Below are 16,881 nucleotides of genomic sequence, written 5' to 3'. Positions count from 1 at the left end.
GACAAGGGCATCTCAGCCCTTGAACCCGACGCTGAAGTCATGCCCCCACAGACTCACTGCAGTGCTCTCCCGGGCGATCCACTCGTCGTCCTTCACCGTGCGCCCCTCACAACCGAATTCGATGTCGAAGCCGCCCGGCGTCTTCATGTAGAAGGACAGCATGAGGTCGTTGACGTGTCGGCCGAGCGTCGCCGACATCGGCACCTTCTTGCGCAGCGCGCGGTCGAGGCACAGGCCGACGTCGTCGGCGTTCTCCACCTCCACCATCAGGTGGACGATGCCGGTGCTGTTCGGGATCGGCAGGAAGGCCAGCGAATGGTGCCGGGGGTTGCAACCGAGGAAGCGCAGCCACGGCACCTCGTCGCCCTCTTCGCGGCCGACGACCTGCGGCGGGAGGCGCATCGAGTCACGGAGCTTGAATCCCAGGACGTCCCGGTAGAATTCGAGCGCTGCCTTGTCGTCGGAGCAGGTGAGCACCACGTGGCCCAGACCCTGCTCCTCGGTGACGAAGCGATGCCCGTACGGGCTGACGACGCGCCGGTGCTCCAGCGCGGCGCCGTGGAAGACCTCCAGGGTGTTGTCCGCCGGGTCGTCGAAGACGATCATCTCGGCGACCCGACGGTCGGCGACCTCCTCGTCCTTGCCCTCGCGGAAGACCACACCCGCACGCGACAGCCGATCCCGGACATCCTGCAACTCAGCGGCATTCGCGACCTCCCAGCCCGCGCAGGCGAGCCGGTCGTGCTCGGACGGCACGATGACCAGACGGGCCGGGAAATCGTCCATCCGGAGATACAGGGCACCGTCGGTGAGACCAGAGCCCTCGATCATGCCGAGGACCTTGAGGCCGTAGGTGCGCCACGCCTCGATGTCGGTGGCCTCGATCCTCATGTACCCCAACGAGCGAATCGGACTGTCACTCATCTGCTACTCCTCTTTGTGCTCTTGCCGACGGTGCTGGCCGGACCCTTCGTGACGCCCTCCGCAAGCTCCGGGCTCCTCAGGGAGCGGAGAGGGGTGCCCTCCGCAAGCTCCGGGCTTGCGAGCCTCTTCCCTGCTCCCTGAGGTGCGAGGAGCGCAAGCGACGAGCCACGAAGGGCCTGGTGAGGCACGTTGCGAGAATTTGTCCCTGCTCCCTGAGGAGCGAGCTTGCGAGCGTCACGAAGGGTCACACCATCGTGTCGCCGATGGGAATCCCGAACTCGCCGTTGCCGAATGCGACGTAGGCGCGCTCCGGGTCGTTCGCGGCGTGCACGCGGCCGGCGTGGGCGTCGCGCCAGAAGCGCTGGATCGGTGTCCCGTTCTCCAGGGCGTGGGCGCCCGAGTTCTCGAAGAGTCGGTCGATCGCGGCGATCGCACGTCCGGTCGCACGCACCTGGTCGCGTCGAGCGGACAGGCGCAGTTCCATCGGGACCTCCTCGCCGGCGAGGATGAGGTCGTACTCGGCCTGCAGGTTGCCCGACAGCTGGCGCCACGCGGCGTCGATGTCACTGGCGGCCTCGGCGATCCGGACCTTGGCGAACGGATCCTCCTTGGCCTTCTCGCCCGCGTAGGCGGCCCGGACCCGCTTGCCCTGGTGCTCGACGTGGGCGCGGTAGGCGCCGTAGGCCATGCCGACGATCGGCGTCGCGATGGTGCTGGGATGAATGGTGCCCCATGGCATCTTGTAGACCGGCGCGGTGTTGCGCTCCAGGCCCGGGCTCTGCCCCATCGACATCGTGCGCATGCTGAGCATGCGGTGCCGGGGCACGAACACGTCCTTGACCTCGATGGTGTTGGACCCGGTGCCGCGCAGACCGACGACGTTCCACACGTCCTTGATCGTGTAGTCCTCACGCGGGATCAGGAAGCTGACGAAGTCGACGGGCTTGCCGTTCTTGATGACCGGACCCCCGACAAAGACCCAGTCAGCAGTCTCGCAACCCGACGACCACGCCCACGAACCGTTGACCTTGTAGCCGCCGTCGACGACCTCACCCATGCCCATCGGCGCGTACGACGACGAGATCCGGACATTGGTGTCCGAACCCCACACGTCTTCCTGCGCCTGCTGGTCGAAGAGGGCGAGGTGCCAGTTGTGGACGCCGATGATGCCCGACACCCAGCCGGTGGACCCGCAGGCCGACGCGATCCGGCGGACCGCTTCGTAGAAGGTGACCGGGTCGACCTGGTAGCCACCCCACTGCTCGGGCTGCAACAGCCGGAAGAAGCCGGCGGTCTCGAGGCTCGAGACGGTCTCGTCGGGGATTCGACGCAGATCCTCGGTCGACTGCGCACGCTGCTCGAGTTCCGGGAGCAGGACGTTGATCTTCTCCAGGACCTGCTCGGCGGCTTCGCTCCGTTGTGCTGGCATCTCGCCTGCTCCTACTCGTCTCTCCTCGGCCGGACGAGCCGGCCGCTGTACCCATCGAGTTCGAGATTAGAACACGTTCTCATTTCTGTCGAGGACTCGGACTTTATGCCCATGTACAGGCCCGATCGGCGTTCGGGACGACGATCGGGCTGACAAATCTGAAACGTGTTCTAGTATTGGGTACAGTACTTCGACGCGACACCAGCCACAGACAGGAGAGGGCACATGTCTTCAGGACCCGAGACGATGACCCCGAGCAGCCCCGGCGCGCCGAGCGCAGCAATCGCCTCCGACGGGGCCGATGTGGGTATCCGGGAGATCGACACGGGTGCGCCGCCCACCCGGTTCGCGCGCGGCTGGCACTGCCTCGGCCTGCACGAGGAGTTCGACGACGGCAAGCCCCACTCCGTCACGATCTTCGGCACCAAGCTGGTGGTCTGGGTCGACACCAAGGGCGAGGTGAACGTGCTCGACGCGTTCTGCCGGCACATGGGCGGTGACCTCTCCCAGGGCAAGCTCTCGGGCGACAACGTGGCGTGCCCGTTCCACGGCTGGCTGTGGAAGGGCAACGGACGCTGCGCCGGCGTGCCCTACGCCAAGCGCAACCCGAAGCTCGCCAAGACCCGTTCGTGGCCGTCGATGGTCCGCAACGGCCAGATCTTCGTCTACAACGATCCCGAGGGCAATCCGCCCCCGGAGGAGTGCATCATCCCCGAACTCGAGGAATTCGGGTCCGACGAGTGGACGCCCTGGACCTGGAACCGCATCGTGATCGAGGGGTCCAACTGTCGCGAGATCATCGACAACGTCGTCGACATGGCGCACTTCTACTACGTGCATTTCGCTCTTCCGGATTACTTCAAGAACGTCTTCGAGGGTGAGATCGCCGCGCAGTACATGAATTCGCACGGCCGGCCCGACGTCACCCTCGGCACCAATTACGGCGACAGCCGCCTCGAATCGATCGCGGCGTATTACGGCCCGTCCTACATGCTGAACCCGATGATCCAGTACTACGGCGGCTACGCGGTCGAGACCATCCTCACCAACTGCCACTACCCGATCGACGAGAACTCCTTCGTCCTGATGTACGGCGTGATGGCCAAGGTCCCGGACGGCCTGACCGCCGAACAGGCGTCGAAGATGGCCACCAAGATCAGCGCCGGCGTCGAGGTGGGCTTCCTGCAGGACGTCGAGATCTGGAAGAACAAGACCCGGATCGACAACCCGCTCCTCGTCGAGGAGGACGGCCCGGTGTACCAGCTCCGCCGCTGGTACGACCAGTTCTACGTCGACAAGGCCGACGTCACCGACGAGATGACCGGCCGGTTCGAGTACGAGATCGACACCTCCAAGGCCCTTGAGAGCTGGAACGAGGAGATCCAGGAGAACCTGCGCCGCCAGGAGGCCGAGAAGGCTGCGGAATCCACGGCGTCGGAAACCACGGAGAAGGCCGAGGTCTGACGTGACCCGGGCGGCAGGGGTTCGGATGGCAGGGGCTCCCGGGGGTTCCGACCGTTGGGCGAAGGCGCCCGACTTCCAGAACGATCCGGACCGGCTCGCCCGGGTTCACGAGGCCACCCGCCGCGACCGCGAGCACTACCTGCAGGGTGGGATGCGCGAGATCGAGTGCCGGGCATGCCACGCCTGTGTGCTGGTGAAGAAGACCAGTTCGTTCCACACCAGCGTGCAGTGGAACGCCGACGCCCGGGACCGCTGCCTCGGCCTCGAGCAGATGCGCGCCGGCGGCGACGACGGGAACGGCCCGCTGCTGCCCGGAGCGATGATGCCGACGTGCGCCCGGCTGTCGGCCAGCATCGACCACGGGGTCACCGAGGGCATCATCCCGGCCGAGTCGCCCGCCACCGATCCCGACGGCTACTGGTGATCGGTTAACCGGAACTGCAGCACCATTAGATAACACAAGGCTCAGGCATCACACCGGTCACACGTTCGTCACTCCTGGGGAACGATCGACGACACGCCGTCCCGCCTCGGCCAAGCTGTCGTCATGTCCGTTTCGATGACGCGCGCCAGGCGCGTGACCTGCACCATCGCACTCACTGCCGCGTTGTCGGTCGGCGTTCCCCTTGCCGGCTCCCCACTCCTCGACACCGGTCACGCCGCGGCCGCGGGATCGTCGGATTCCTCCGGGTCGGTCCCGATCTATCTGCCGATCCCGACCACCGTCGGCCTCAACGCGCTCGGGGCGGCGATCACCCAGATCGGCAAGCCGTACAAGTGGGCCGGCGTCGGCCCGCATTCGTGGGACTGCTCCGGGCTGGTGCGGTGGGCGTTCTACACGACCGGCGTCCAGCTCCCCCGGACCAGCCAGCAGCAGGCGAAGGTCGGACACGCGATACCGTTTCGCGCCCTGGCACCGGGCGACATCATCATCTTCGGTCGCGACGCCGGGCACGTCGGCATCTACGCGGGCGCCGGTCGGGTGTTCAACGCCTACGGCCCCAACGGCGTCCCCATCGGCTTCACGAAGTTGAAGGACATGGGCTACATCAAGACGATTCGTCGGTTCGGTTGATCTCGGCTCGGTCGGCGGCAGCCGCACGGGGCCACACGGTGCTCAGCACCCATAAACCGACGACGACCAGGAGCAGGATCGCGACCACGACGGTCCCGATCAGTCCGTAACCCGCCTGCATGTCGGGGAGGTCGGCGTCGAGCGCCTCGGACACGCGGTCGGAGAACAGATGCGCGGCGGGGTCGCTCAGCGTGCGGAGGCCGACGACGAGCACGATGACCGACGCCAGCCCGATCAGGCCGATGGCGGACGGGCGCAGGCGTGGGCGCCACCAGCCGAGGGCGGCGACCACCGCGATCACGGCACCGAGCACCACCACGCTCAGGCCCGGGCGGCCGGTGTTGTCCTCGAAGAAGAACGCGACATCGTCGTCGCTGGCGCCCAGGATCGTGACGCGTCCCAGCCCGGTGATCGACGGCTCCACGCCCTCATCGGTACTGCCCCACTGCACCTGTGCCAGGAGCACCAGCAGCAGACCACCCGCCAGCATCGTCGGCCACGCGAGGCCGCGGAGTCGTTCGACCGTCCCTGCATGCTTGGTCATCCGATCAGGGTGCCATGAGCCGACGTCGGTGGATATGAGTCGGACTATCCGCAACGCCGTCCGAGACCGATGAGTTTGCGCGACCCTGTCAGTCAGAAGTTCCGACGGGCAGTCGTCCACCAGTTCACGCGGAGCAAGAAAGAGGACCCAGCAATGGCCGAGTATGCAGCCCCCTCCGGGGCACCGATCTGGTTCGACCTGATGAGCAGTGACACCGCGAAGGCCGAGGAGTTCTACGGCGCGATCTTCGGCTGGGAGGCCGAGGCCCCCGACGAGGAGATGGGCGGTTATCGCAACTTCCACAAGAACGGCAAGCGGGTGGCCGGGCTGAGCCCGGTGATGGAAGGCGCCGGGCCGCCCGACATCTGGACGGTGTACCTCCACACCGAGGATGCCGACGCCACGGTGAAGGCCGTCGAGTCGGCCGGGGGCTCGATCATGGTGCCGCCGATGGCCATCGGCGAGGAGGGCACGATGTTGATGGCCTTCGACACCGCGGGGGCGGCGATCGGGTTCTGGCAACCGAAGAATCACAAGGGGTACACCGAGTTCGGCGAGCACGGCACGCCCTACTGGTTCGAGTGTCAGAGCATGGACTACGCCAAGTCCGTCGAGTTCTACCGGACCGTGCTCGGCGCGCGCATCGAGGAGGTCGGCACCGGTGGCGACCCGGACGCCGTCGGCCCCGACAGCTACGGCCAGATCTTCTACGGTGAGGCGTCGTACGCGGGGATCATGGACTCGGTCAAGCTCTTCCCGGCCGGGGTGCCGTCGTTCTGGCAGGTCTACATCACCGTCGACGATGTCGCTGCCACGGTGAAGCAGGCCGAGTCGCTGGGCGCGGAGATCCTCATGGCCGGCGAGGACACCCCGTACGGGACGCTGGCCGCGATCAAGGATCCGATGGGCGCCCTGATCTGTCTGGGACATCCGCCCGCCGGCATGTGACGCGCAGCCGCGGTAGGGCTCGGTGCGCACCGAGTCCTACCGCGCAGGTCATCGGCGGCGTCAAACGTTCATCCCGCCGCAACGCGATGGCCGACGGCACCCTGTAGCGTCCGACTTCCACAGACACGATTCACCGTCATATCGCGTGGAACTCGTCGGCGTAGAACAGGATTCGCATGTCGGCACACGATTCGGCCGTCCCTCCCGCCTCCGTGCAGAGCTACCTCGACGAGGTCCCCACCTGGCGAGACGGCACACCCGCCCGCGCACACTCCGCAACCCGCTACTGCCGGGATCTCGTAACCCCGCCCTTCCGACAAACCCACCCGTTTTCCGTAAACCCACCCGGTCCGAGCGTGGTGGGTTTACGGAAAAGGGGTGGGTTTGCGGATGCGGCTCCTCACCGCACCCCGGGTGCCCGGAGGAGTTCGCCGGTGACGACCCCGCGAATCGTGCGGACCGCCACGCCGCTCCATGCCAGGACGAGGACCGTGAACCCGGCGACGGCCACGACCTCGAAGACCGTCCCACCGACGGTGAGGGCCAGCGCACTCGAACCCGTGACGTAGGTGCCGAGGGGGAAGGTGAACGCCCACCAGGTCATCGCGAACGGCATTCCCAACCTCAGGGTCCGCGCGGTGAGCCGTGTTGCGACGGCGATCCACAGGGTTGCCGCCACCCAGACGGTGAGGCCATAACCGACCGTAAACGAATGCAAGGTCTCAGCCATGGGCGCGTCGACGACATGGGGTGCGACGTGGGCCAGCAGGCACGCCGCGGTGACCGATTGGCCGAGCGGTCCGAGGACGATCCACCAGGTGGGGACCATGTGCGCGGCGCCGACGTCGCCGGTGCGCAGCCGCGACGCCAGCACCCACAGAATGGGGAGCGAGGCGAGTGCGGCCAGCACGAACATCGCGCAGCCGATCCCCATCACCACATGCGACGCCCAACCAGCGGACAACTGCGGGGTGAGCACCGCGGCCGCCGACGCCGAGACCATCGGGGGGACGACGGGCATCAGCCAGCCGCCGAACGCGTCGCCGACCGACGAGCGGCCGACGATTAGATGCCGATACGGGATGACCACCGCGGTGACGACCCCGCCGATCGTGCCGACGACCCAGCACACGAGGTCGATCCCCAGCGCCAGATCCCGGCCGATCACCGTCGCTCCGACGACCATCGTGCTGGTCCCGACCGTCATGATCGCCATCGGCACCGCACCGTAGAAGTGGGCGACGACGGGGTGGGCGTGATGACCGCGGGCGACCTCCGGGTCGCGGACCCAGTGCCGGACCGTGGCGACCAGCACGACGCCGAACACCGCGCAGGCCAACAGCCAGAAAACGGTTGCCACCTCCGCTAGACCCGTGGGCTGCCAGGGCAGGCTGTGCGCGGCGATCGCGATGATCCCCGTGCCCATCACCGCGGCGAACCAGTTGGGCGGCACGTAGGAGGCGCGACGCCGCCCCACCGCGCGGGCTGTTGCGGTCCCGAGGTCCGGTGCTGCGAGTCCGGCGGAGGCAGTGGTCGTGGTCATGTCCATCACGTTCCCGCGAATCCAACGACGCCGGTAGGACCCGAATCGTTGGCAGGGCACAACCGCCGTTTGTATCCGGGGTACCACCGCCGCTTGTACCCTCGAGCGATGGTGCTGAGTCCGCGGATGCCCGACCTCGCGTCGCTGGAGACCCTGCAGGCGGTGGTCGGGACGGGGAGCCTCAACGCCGCCGCGGCCCAGCTCGGCGTCACCCAACAGGCGGTGTCGGCGCGCGTCCGCGCGATGGAGACGCAGCTCGGCGTCGCCCTGCTGACGCGCACGCCGCGCGGTTCGGTGCCGACCCAGTCCGGACGACTCGTCGCCGAATGGGCCGACCGCCTGCTGACCCTGGCCGGCGAATTCGACGCCGGGCTGGCCGCATTACGCCTCGAACGACGTGATCAGCTGCGCCTGGCCGCCAGCCTCACCGTCGCCGAGCACCTCCTGCCCCGCTGGCTCGTCTCGTTCGCCGCACAGCATCAGCCCGCCCCCAAGGTGTCGTTCACCGCGACCAACTCCGATCACGTGTACGACCTCGTCCGTGCCGGCGACGTCGAACTCGGCTTCGTGGAAGGGTCCCGCGTCCAGACCGGTCTGCGCAGCCGGACCGTCGCGCGCGACGAGCTGATTCTCGTCGTACCGCCGGGTCATCCGTGGACGCGGTTGCGGCGGCCCGTCACGGCCGCCGATCTCGCGCGCACTCCATTGGTGACCCGTGAGGAGGGCTCGGGCACCCGGGAGTTCCTCGAGCGCGCCCTGGCCAGGACCCTCGGCCCCGGACGCGAGGCCGCGCCACCCGTCCTGGAACTGTCCACGACGGCGTCGGTGCGGGCAGCGGTGATCGCCGGCGCCGGCCCGGCGGTACTCAGTGACCTCTCGGTGGCCGACGACCTCGGCCACCGGCTCGCCCACGTCCCGGTCGCCGACCTCGATCTCGCCCGGCCGCTCCGCGCCGTGTGGCTCTCGGGCCCACAACCGACCGCCGGCGCCGCGCGCGACTTCCTCGCGCACATCAGCCGGAGCTGAGCGGCAACCGGCGACGGCCCCCGCCGGATTTCTGCTCAGACCCCGGCGTTCGCGTCCTGCTTCTTCTTGAGCTCGAGCGCGATGTCGATGAGCTGGTCCTCCTGGCCGCCGACCAGTTTGCGGCTGCCCGCCTCGAGGAGGATCTCCGCCGCCGAGACGCCGTAGCGTTCGGCGTGGCCCTCGGCGTGCTTGAGGAACGAGCTGTAGCAACCGGCGTACCCCATCATCATCGCCGAGCGGTCGACAAGGCACTCCGACGGCATCGCCGGTCGGACGACATCCTGTGCGGCATCGGCGATCTTCATGAAGTCGACGCCGGTGGTGATGCCGAGCTTGTCACACACACCCACAAATGCCTCGGTGGGTGTGTTGCCCGCACCCGCCCCGAAACGGCGGATCGAACCGTCGATCTGTTGGGCGCCCGCGCGGATCGCGTTGACCGAGTTGGCAACCGCGATGTCGAGGTTCTCGTGCCCGTGGAACCCGACCTGTGCGTCGTTGCCGAGTTCGGCCACCAGGGCCTGGACCCGAACGGTCACGTCCTCGAGGACCAGCGCACCGGCGGAGTCGACGACGTACACACACTGACACCCGGCATCGGCCATGATGCGGGCCTGCTTGGCGATGACCTCCGGCGGCTGGCTGTGGCTCATCATCAGGAACCCGACGGTCTCCAGACCGAGATCGCGCGCGAGTCCGAAATGCTGGATCGAGACATCGGCCTCGGTGCAGTGCGTCGCGATGCGGCAGATCTGACCGCCGTTGTCCTGCGACGCCCGGATGTCGTCCTTGGTGCCCAGCCCCGGCAGCATCAGAAAGGCGATCTTCGCGCGCTTTGCTGTTTCTGCGGCAGCCTTGATCAGCTGCTGCTCAGGGGTTTTCGAGAAACCGTAGTTGAACGACGAACCGCCCAGACCGTCACCGTGGGTCACCTCGATGACCGGCACCCCGGCCTCGTCGAGGGCGCCGACGATGGCGCGCACCTCGTCCTCGGTGAACTGGTGGCGTTTGTGGTGACTGCCGTCACGCAGCGACGAGTCCGTGATGCGGATGTCGAGGGTGTCGGAGTACTTGCGCGCGTTCGCCATCAACTTCGGGTCGCGCGGTGTCAGAACCACATTGGTGCTCATGCGGGAACTCCCAACTTCGTCTTCGCGATCTCTTCGCCGACCTTCGTGGCGGCAGCGGTCATGATGTCCAGATTCCCGGCGTACGGCGGGAGGAAGTCCCCTGCACCCTCGACCTCGACGAAGATGGACACTCGGGCGTGTCCGCCGTTGAGGACGCTCGGCGGGTCGAACTGGGGATCCTGCAGCAACCGGTATCCCGGCACGTAGGCCTGGATCTCCTTCTCCCGCCGGTGGATCGACTCGGCGATCGCATCGGTGTCCGCATCCTCGGGGATGGCACAGAAGATGGTGTCGCGCATGATCATCGGCGGGTCCGCCGGATTCAGGATAATGATCGCCTTGCCGCGCTGCGCGCCGCCGATCGTCTCGACACCCGCCGAGGTCGTCGCGGTGAACTCGTMGATGTTCGCGCGGGTGCCCGGCCCGGCCGACACCGAGGCCACCGACGCGACGATCTCGGCATACGGCACCGGCACAATCGAACTCACCGCATGCACCATCGGGATTGTCGCCTGCCCGCCGCACGTGATCATGTTGGTGTTCGGCGCGTCGAGATGCTCGCGAAGATTGGCCGGCGGCACCACCGCGGGGCCAACCGCGGCCGGGGTGAGGTCGACGGCGATGATGCCCGCCTCCTCGTACTTCGGTGCGTACTCGCGGTGCACATAGGCCGAGGTCGCCTCGAAGATCAGATCCGGACGTTCCGACGACGCCAGCAGTTCGTCGGCACCACCACTCATCGTGATGAGGCCATGATCGGCCGCGCGCTTCATGCCCTCGGAGGCGGCATCGATGCCGACCATCCAGCGCGGCTCGATCACCTCGGAGCGCTCCAGCTTGTACATCAGATCGGTGCCGATGTTGCCCGACCCGATGATCGCTGCGGTCAGCTTGGCTGCCACGGGTTCCTCCTCTTACTCGGTGAAAGCTGTTGTTGACTCGGTGAATCGAGGGACACTTCGTGTCAGGTGAAGTCGAGGGTGACGCTGCCCAGACCGGCGAAGTCGGCCACGAAGTGATCGCCCGACGAGATGTCGATGGCCCGCGTCGCGGTGCCCGGCAGGATCACGTCACCTTTGCGCAGGCGCACCCCGAAGCCCTCGACCTTGCGCGCGAGCCAACTCACCGCATTCAGCGGATGCCCCAGCACCGCAGACGAGTTGCCCTTCGCCACGATCTCGCCGTTGCGCGTCAGCGTGGCTTCGATGTCGCCGGTGTCGATCTCGGAGATCGGGACGCGCTGCTGTCCGAGAATCCAGCCACACGACGACGCGTTGTCGGCGATCGTGTCGCACAGGGTGATCTTCCAGTCCTTGATCCGCGAGTCGATCAGCTCGATAGAGGGCACCACCCACGCGACCGCGTCGATCACGTCCTCATTGGTGCAGCCCTCGCCCGGCAGGTCCTCGCCCAAGATGAAACCGACCTCGACCTCGACGCGCGGGAAGCAGAGCTTCTTGGCATCGATCGGGGTGTGCTCGAAGTACTGCATGTCGTCGAGCAGATGGCCGTAGTCGGGTTCGTCGACGCCCATCATCTTCTGCATGGCCTCGGAGGCCAGGCCGACCTTGTGCCCCGCGACCTTCGCGCCGGCGTCGAGCCGCTTGCGGATGTTGATCAGCTGGATCTCGTACGCGTCGACCACATCGAGGTCGGGATGGGCGTCGGTGGGGCGGTCGATGGCGGCCGCCGTCGCCTCCGCCCGCGCCAGATCGGCTGCGATCTGCTCGCGAATCCCCTGCTCAACCGTCATCGTGCCCTCGCCTTCCACATGTGAACGCGTTCTAGTTTAGAACACGTTGCAGTCTGCGGGCAGTCCTCGGTCCGATCGTCGCGCATTCCGAGGCGTGACCGAGATCGGCCATCACGCGCGCACCGGACGACTACGGTTCTCGTCATGAGTTCCGAGTCCCCGAATCCCGTCTCGCCGGACACCGACGACACTGGCGAAGCCGTCCTCACGACCTTCCACGACGGCGTGGGACGGCTGACGCTCAACAACCCACGCCGCAAGAACGCCATCACCCTCGAGATGGCCGCGGCGATCGAGGAGTTCTGCGACCGGGTCACCGCGGACGGCAACATCGGCGCGGTCGTCGTCGACGCAGCCGGTTCGTACTTCTGCAGCGGGGCCGACACGCGGATCCTGGCCGGCGCGTCGGCCGATCCGGCGGCACCGGAATCCGTGGCGCAACTGTCCGCGGTCTACCGCGCGTTCGTCCGGGTCGGGTCCCTGCCGGTCCCCACGGTCGGGGTCGTCGTCGGTGGGGCCGTAGGGGCGGGCCTCAACCTCGCGCTCGCCGTCGACCTGCTCGTCACCACACCCGACGCCGTCCTCGACAGCGGATTCCTCGCCCGCGGCATCCATCCCGGGGGCGGGCACCTCACCCTGCTGAACCGCGCGGTGGGGCGGGCCGACACGATCGCGCTCGCCGCCTGCGGTCAGTCGCTGTCCGGTGCGCAGGCGGTCGAACGTGGCCTGGCGTACGCGGCCGCACCGGTTCCGGACATCCCGGCGATCGTCGCCGATCTGACCGGACCCGCCGCGCGCGACCCCGAACTGACGCGCCGGGTGATGGCCAGTGTCCGACTCGAACTTGGCCCGCCGGCGGTGACCTGGGATTCGGCGATCGAGATCGAGCGTGGCGTGCAGATGTGGTCGATGGCCCGCAAGGGGCAGAACTGGTCGTCGCGCGGTCCCGGCCGGTGATGAGCCGGGACGACGTCCTGCGCGCCCTGCGGTCCGAGGTGCGCGACTTCCTGCGAACCGAACTCGCCGAGGGCGCTTTCCGTCCCGACGTAGACAGCTGGATGACGGGTTTCGATCCCGACTTCAGTCGACGACTCGGCGATCGGGGCTGGCTGGGTATGACCATGCCCGCCGAGTACGGCGGACAGGCGCGCTCGGCGGTCGAGCGTTTCGTGGTCACCGAGGAACTCCTCGCGCACGGCGCACCGGTTGCGGCGCACTGGATCGCAGATCGGCAGATGGCTCCGGGAATCCTCGCCAACGGGACGCAGGCGCAGAAGCAGCACTACATCCCGCAGATCTCCGCGGGCACGATGTTCTTCGCGATCGGGATGAGCGAACCCGACGCCGGCTCCGATCTGGCCGCGGTCCGCACCCGGGCCACCGACAACGGGGACTCGTGGTCGATCAGCGGCACCAAGGTCTGGACCACGGGTGCTCACATCGCACACGCGATGGTGCTGCTCGCCCGCACCGAGGGCACACCCGACGATCGGCAGCAGGGCTTGTCGCAGTTCGTCGTCGACCTCCCCCACCCGGACATCGAGATACGTCCGCTGGCGAGCATCGACGGTCAAGCGCACTTCAACGAGGTGATCTTCCACGATGCCGTCGTCGACTCCTCGGCACTGCTCGGTGTGCGCGGAGAGGGATGGCGACAGGTGATGAGCGAGTTGGCTTTCGAACGGTCGGGGCCGGAACGCTACCTCTCCACGCTGCCGTTGCTGCACGCCTGGACCGATCTGCTCCGGGAACACGGTGCGACACCGCAGCAGCGAAAAGCTCTGGGCGAGCTGACCGCACAGGCGTGGGCGCTGCGCCAGATGTCGATGCAGGTGGCGCGTGATCTTCAATCCGGCGGCAAACCCGACGTACTGGCGGCGATGGTCAAGGACCTCGGTTCGACCTTCGAAGGGGACCTCGTCGCCGCCATCCGGGACGCGTCCGGCGCGACCCCGCGGCGCACCGGCGGGTCGGACTTCGACCGCCTGCTCGCTCAATCAATCCTGCACACACCGGCTTTCACCCTGCGTGGGGGTACCAACGAGATCCTGCGCGGCATCGTCGCGCGCGGACTGGGGATGCGATGACCGAACTGGCACCAGAACTCGCTGCGGCGACGGCCGCGATGGTGGCACGGTTTCCCGTCGACCTGCGGACCCCGGCCACCGAACCCGACCCCGCGCTGTGGAAGGCCCTGGTCGACGCCGGGTTCACCGCGCTCGACGTCGCCGAGGGGGCAGGCGGTCAGGGCGCCGACCTCGCCGACGCTCTCGCCGTCCTCGACACCCTCACCGAGGCCGGCGCGATCACCCCGTATGTCGAACACGCATTGCTGGCTGCGTGGCTCGCGGGACGCGTCGATCACGTACTCGACGGGCTGAGCGCGACCGTCGCGGTCGTCGACGAGGCAACCGTCCGAGGAGATGACGAGCGAATCCGACTCAGCGGCACCGCGATCGGAGTCCCGTACGCGGCGTCGGCCGACATCATCGTGATCCTGGCCGCGACCGTCGACGACGCGGTGATCGCGGTGGTCGACGGCCGCGGACCGGGGGCACGCATCGAGCCCGGCACTGACCTGATCGGGTCGGAGTACAGCGACATCGTCTTCGACGACGCCGAGGTCACGTTCTCCGCCCCGTCGCCGGTCACGGTCGACGATCTCCGCACGCGTGGGGCGCTCGTCTACGCGGTCGCCTTGGCAGCCGCAGCGCGGGCAGTCCGCGAACGCACGGTCCGGTATGCCACCGAGCGGGTCCAGTTCGGCCGGCCGTTGACGAAGTTCCAGGCCATCCAACAGAGGCTCGCGCACATGGCCGCGCAGAGCACGATGATGGAGACCGCCGCACGAGCAGCGACCGACGCGGCGTCGGAAGATATCGTTACGGCCCGCGACGCGATCGCCGCCGCGAAGATCGTCACGTCGCGGTCCGCGCACGACGTCGCGGCCGCGGCCCATCAGATCCACGGGGCTATCGGGTTCACCGCCGAACATTCCCTCGGCCGGTTCACCACGGCGTTGTGGACCTGGCGCGACCGGTACGGGACCGAGCACGAATGGTCGGAGCAGTTGGCGGCGCGCATCCTCGACGACGGCCTCGACCCCTGGCACGTCATCACCGGCGCGTCCGATCCCGTCGCACAGTCGACGAGAACAGCCGCACAGTGAACGAGTTCAGACGCACAGTCGACAGATTCGGGCGCACAGCCGACGGGAACGGGAGCACCCCTGGCGTGGCATTTCTGTAACGTGTTCTAATTCAGGTAGAACACGTTCCAGCTGCGCGCACGAAGGGGACCCCATGGCCGGCTCGACCGAACCAGAACAGACCAGTACCCAACCCGAGACCCCTGGACCCGAGACCTTCGACGTCGTCGTCGTCGGGGCCGGCGGTGCGGGCCTGAGCGCGGCGATCACCGCAGCTCACAAGGGCTTGTCGACGGTACTGATCGAGAAATCGCCGTACTGGGGCGGCTCGACGTCGCGGTCGGGCGGCGGGGTCTGGATCCCGAACAACTCGGTGCTCCGCCGCGACGGCGTGACCGACACCCCGGACAAGGCCCGCGAGTACGTCCACGCGATCATCGGCGAACACGCGGCCACCGACCGCATCGACGCCTACATCGACCGCGGACCCGAGGCGCTGGACTTCCTGATGGCGCACGCCCCCCTCGACCTCGAGTGGGTCAAGAACTACTCGGACTACTACCCGGAGGCACCCGGCGGACGGCTCGCCGGACGGTCGATCGAACCGCGCCCGTTCGACGCGCGGCGGCTCGGTGACGACCTGAAGACCCTGCACCCGCAGTACACCAAGGCGCCGCTGAACATGGTCGTGCTGCAGTCGGACTACCGCTGGCTCAACACCGGCCTGCGTCACTGGCGCGGTCCGCTGCGGATGGCGAAGGTCGGCAGCCGGTTCTTCTGGGCGCGCAGCCGCGGCAAGAAGCTGATCGCCATGGGCGCAGCACTCGCGGCCGAGCTCCTTCTCGGCGTCCGCGAGGCGGGCGTCCCGGTCCGACTGAACACCGGACTCGCCGACCTCATCACCGAAGACGGCCGCGTGGTCGGCGTGATCGCCGAATCCGACGGCAAGCGGGTCGAGATCCGGGCCCGCCACGGCGTGATCCTCGCCTGCGGCGGGTTCGAGCACAACGACGAGATGCGCAAGAAGTACCAGCGCGACCCGATCGGCTCCGAGTGGACCACCGGTGCCCCCAGCAACACCGGCGACGGCATCAACGCCGGCCTCAAGATCGGCGCCGCGGTGTCGCTCATGGACGACGCCTGGTGGGGGCCGACCATCCCGCTGCCGCGCGGTCCGTGGTTCGCGCTGTCGGAGCGGGCGGTACCGGGCACCTTCATGGTGAACACGCGCGGGCAGCGCTACATGAACGAGTCGCTGCCGTATGTCGAAGCGGTACACCAGATGTACGGCGGCGAGTTCGGCCAGGGCGAGGGCCCCGGCGAGAACGTGCCGTCGTGGCTGATCTTCGACCAGCGCTGTCGCAACCGCTACCTCTTCGCCGGGATCAACGCGCGACAGCCGTTGCCCAAGAAGTGGTTCGAGTCGGGCGTCGTCGTGAAGGCCGACAGCATCAGCGAACTCGCCGAGAAGATCGGGGTACCGGCCGACGCGCTCACCGCGACCACCGAGCGGTTCAACGGGTTCGCCCGCAAGGGTGTCGACGAGGACTTCGGCCGCGGCACAAGCGGTTACGACCACTACTACGGTGACATCACCAACAAGCCCAACCCGAGCCTCGGCGAGGTCAGCAAGGGCCCGTTCTACGCGGTCAAGATGGTCCCGGGCGATCTCGGCACCAAGGGCGGGATCAACGCCGACGCCTCGGGCCGCGCCCTGCGGGCCGACGGCTCGGTCATCGAAGGCCTGTACGCGGCGGGCAACACCAGCGCGCCGGTCATGGGGCACACCTACGCCGGACCGGGCGCGACGATCGGTCCGGCCATGGTCTTTGGATACCTGGCCGCCACCGACATCGCCGCCAAGGCCGCCACCCCGACATCGACAGGAGCCTGACCC

At 67.8% G+C, this 16,881-nt stretch carries 16 protein-coding genes; 9 read left to right on the top strand and 7 right to left on the bottom strand.

Annotated elements, in window-relative coordinates:
• Positions 1-12: 12 nt before the first annotated feature.
• Both hsaC and hsaA read right to left on the bottom strand, forming a co-directional pair.
• Positions 13-924: an iron-dependent extradiol dioxygenase HsaC gene (gene hsaC / locus A9310_RS01840; RefSeq protein ID WP_058251167.1), complete on the bottom strand. Its 912-nt coding sequence runs from the start codon at positions 922-924 to the stop codon at positions 13-15.
• 244 nt (positions 925-1,168) lie between these two features.
• Entirely contained in the window at positions 1,169-2,353 is a 1,185-nt protein-coding gene (gene hsaA / locus A9310_RS01835) for a 3-hydroxy-9,10-secoandrosta-1,3,5(10)-triene-9,17-dione monooxygenase oxygenase subunit (protein ID WP_065629140.1), read from the bottom strand.
• Positions 2,354-2,578: 225 nt separating this feature from the next.
• On the opposite strand from hsaA, the gene A9310_RS01830 reads away from it, so the two are divergent.
• From A9310_RS01830 to A9310_RS01820, 3 genes are all read left to right on the top strand, one after another.
• Positions 2,579-3,817 (top strand): Rieske 2Fe-2S domain-containing protein, encoded by a 1,239-nt coding sequence (locus A9310_RS01830; protein WP_065629139.1) that lies wholly within the window; start codon positions 2,579-2,581, stop codon positions 3,815-3,817.
• A gap of 25 nt (positions 3,818-3,842) precedes the next feature.
• The gene (locus A9310_RS01825; RefSeq protein WP_065629138.1) at positions 3,843-4,241 is read left to right on the top strand and encodes a hypothetical protein; all 399 of its coding nucleotides are present in this window, start codon (positions 3,843-3,845) and stop codon (positions 4,239-4,241) included.
• Between the two features lie 123 nt (positions 4,242-4,364).
• Positions 4,365-4,892, top strand: coding sequence for a C40 family peptidase (locus tag A9310_RS01820; RefSeq protein ID WP_058251171.1), 528 nt, complete (start codon positions 4,365-4,367; stop codon positions 4,890-4,892).
• On the opposite strand, the gene A9310_RS01815 is transcribed toward A9310_RS01820, so the two are convergent.
• On the bottom strand, positions 4,867-5,436 hold the full coding sequence (locus tag A9310_RS01815) for a hypothetical protein (protein ID WP_065629137.1): 570 nt from the start codon (positions 5,434-5,436) through the stop codon (positions 4,867-4,869). The two genes, A9310_RS01820 and A9310_RS01815, sit on opposite strands and share 26 nt — an antisense overlap.
• Positions 5,437-5,589: 153 nt before the next feature.
• Here A9310_RS01815 and A9310_RS01810 point away from each other — a divergent pair, with 153 nt between their 5' ends.
• A complete protein-coding gene (locus A9310_RS01810; protein WP_004023121.1) occupies positions 5,590-6,384 on the top strand; it encodes a VOC family protein in 795 nt (264 codons plus the stop codon).
• 400 nt (positions 6,385-6,784) lie between these two features.
• Here A9310_RS01810 and A9310_RS01805 read toward each other — a convergent pair whose 3' ends face one another.
• Positions 6,785-7,933, bottom strand: a complete 1,149-nt coding sequence (locus A9310_RS01805) for a TDT family transporter (protein ID WP_083207222.1) — start codon at positions 7,931-7,933, stop codon at positions 6,785-6,787.
• A gap of 102 nt (positions 7,934-8,035) precedes the next feature.
• Here A9310_RS01805 and A9310_RS01800 point away from each other — a divergent pair, with 102 nt between their 5' ends.
• Complete coding sequence (locus A9310_RS01800) at positions 8,036-8,953, top strand: LysR family transcriptional regulator (RefSeq protein WP_083207221.1); 918 nt, start codon at positions 8,036-8,038, stop codon at positions 8,951-8,953.
• 35 nt (positions 8,954-8,988) lie between these two features.
• On the opposite strand, the gene dmpG is transcribed toward A9310_RS01800, so the two are convergent.
• The 3 genes from dmpG to A9310_RS01785 form a co-directional block, all read right to left on the bottom strand.
• A complete protein-coding gene (dmpG, locus tag A9310_RS01795) occupies positions 8,989-10,083 on the bottom strand; it encodes a 4-hydroxy-2-oxovalerate aldolase (RefSeq protein WP_058251174.1) in 1,095 nt (364 codons plus the stop codon).
• Positions 10,080-10,985 (bottom strand): acetaldehyde dehydrogenase (acetylating), encoded by a 906-nt coding sequence (locus A9310_RS01790; protein ID WP_065629136.1) that lies wholly within the window; start codon positions 10,983-10,985, stop codon positions 10,080-10,082. The genes dmpG and A9310_RS01790 overlap by 4 nt, the downstream gene beginning before the upstream one ends.
• 62 nt (positions 10,986-11,047) lie before the next feature.
• Positions 11,048-11,836 carry a 2-keto-4-pentenoate hydratase gene (locus tag A9310_RS01785; RefSeq protein WP_058251404.1) on the bottom strand — a complete coding sequence of 263 codons (789 nt, stop codon included), beginning with the start codon at positions 11,834-11,836 and terminating at the stop codon, positions 11,048-11,050.
• A 144-nt stretch (positions 11,837-11,980) separates the two neighbouring features.
• Between A9310_RS01785 and A9310_RS01780 the strand changes: the two genes are divergently transcribed.
• From A9310_RS01780 to kstD, 4 genes are all read left to right on the top strand, one after another.
• The gene (locus tag A9310_RS01780; RefSeq protein WP_058251176.1) at positions 11,981-12,793 is read left to right on the top strand and encodes an enoyl-CoA hydratase/isomerase family protein; all 813 of its coding nucleotides are present in this window, start codon (positions 11,981-11,983) and stop codon (positions 12,791-12,793) included.
• The gene (locus A9310_RS01775; protein ID WP_065629291.1) at positions 12,793-13,923 is read left to right on the top strand and encodes an acyl-CoA dehydrogenase family protein; all 1,131 of its coding nucleotides are present in this window, start codon (positions 12,793-12,795) and stop codon (positions 13,921-13,923) included. Before A9310_RS01780 ends, A9310_RS01775 begins: the two co-directional genes overlap by 1 nt.
• Positions 13,920-15,005: an acyl-CoA dehydrogenase family protein gene (locus tag A9310_RS01770; RefSeq protein ID WP_065629135.1), complete on the top strand. Its 1,086-nt coding sequence runs from the start codon at positions 13,920-13,922 to the stop codon at positions 15,003-15,005. Before A9310_RS01775 ends, A9310_RS01770 begins: the two co-directional genes overlap by 4 nt.
• 133 nt (positions 15,006-15,138) lie before the next feature.
• Complete coding sequence (kstD, locus tag A9310_RS01765; protein ID WP_065629134.1) at positions 15,139-16,878, top strand: 3-oxosteroid 1-dehydrogenase; 1,740 nt, start codon at positions 15,139-15,141, stop codon at positions 16,876-16,878.
• The last annotated feature ends 3 nt before the right edge of the window (positions 16,879-16,881 follow it).

Origin of the sequence: Gordonia sp. UCD-TK1, from assembly GCF_001691435.1 — a bacterium.
In the GTDB taxonomy this organism is placed as follows: domain Bacteria; phylum Actinomycetota; class Actinomycetes; order Mycobacteriales; family Mycobacteriaceae; genus Gordonia; species Gordonia hongkongensis.
This window is presented reverse-complemented; position numbering and strand designations above follow the sequence as displayed.

Bases quoted from the DNA above. Each gene is read 5' to 3' on its own strand.
- hsaC (WP_058251167.1), bottom strand. From the start codon at position 924: ATGAGTGACAGTCCGATTCGCTCGTTGGGGTACATGAGGATCGAGGCC.
- hsaA (WP_065629140.1), bottom strand. From the start codon at position 2,353: ATGCCAGCACAACGGAGCGAAGCCGCCGAGCAGGTCCTGGAGAAGATC.
- A9310_RS01830 (WP_065629139.1), top strand. From the start codon at position 2,579: ATGTCTTCAGGACCCGAGACGATGACCCCGAGCAGCCCCGGCGCGCCG.
- A9310_RS01825 (WP_065629138.1), top strand. From the start codon at position 3,843: ATGGCAGGGGCTCCCGGGGGTTCCGACCGTTGGGCGAAGGCGCCCGAC.
- A9310_RS01820 (WP_058251171.1), top strand. From the start codon at position 4,365: ATGTCCGTTTCGATGACGCGCGCCAGGCGCGTGACCTGCACCATCGCA.
- A9310_RS01815 (WP_065629137.1), bottom strand. From the start codon at position 5,436: ATGACCAAGCATGCAGGGACGGTCGAACGACTCCGCGGCCTCGCGTGG.
- A9310_RS01810 (WP_004023121.1), top strand. From the start codon at position 5,590: ATGGCCGAGTATGCAGCCCCCTCCGGGGCACCGATCTGGTTCGACCTG.
- A9310_RS01805 (WP_083207222.1), bottom strand. From the start codon at position 7,933: ATGGACATGACCACGACCACTGCCTCCGCCGGACTCGCAGCACCGGAC.
- A9310_RS01800 (WP_083207221.1), top strand. From the start codon at position 8,036: ATGGTGCTGAGTCCGCGGATGCCCGACCTCGCGTCGCTGGAGACCCTG.
- dmpG (WP_058251174.1), bottom strand. From the start codon at position 10,083: ATGAGCACCAATGTGGTTCTGACACCGCGCGACCCGAAGTTGATGGCG.
- A9310_RS01785 (WP_058251404.1), bottom strand. From the start codon at position 11,836: ATGACGGTTGAGCAGGGGATTCGCGAGCAGATCGCAGCCGATCTGGCG.
- A9310_RS01780 (WP_058251176.1), top strand. From the start codon at position 11,981: ATGAGTTCCGAGTCCCCGAATCCCGTCTCGCCGGACACCGACGACACT.
- A9310_RS01775 (WP_065629291.1), top strand. From the start codon at position 12,793: ATGAGCCGGGACGACGTCCTGCGCGCCCTGCGGTCCGAGGTGCGCGAC.
- A9310_RS01770 (WP_065629135.1), top strand. From the start codon at position 13,920: ATGACCGAACTGGCACCAGAACTCGCTGCGGCGACGGCCGCGATGGTG.
- kstD (WP_065629134.1), top strand. From the start codon at position 15,139: ATGGCCGGCTCGACCGAACCAGAACAGACCAGTACCCAACCCGAGACC.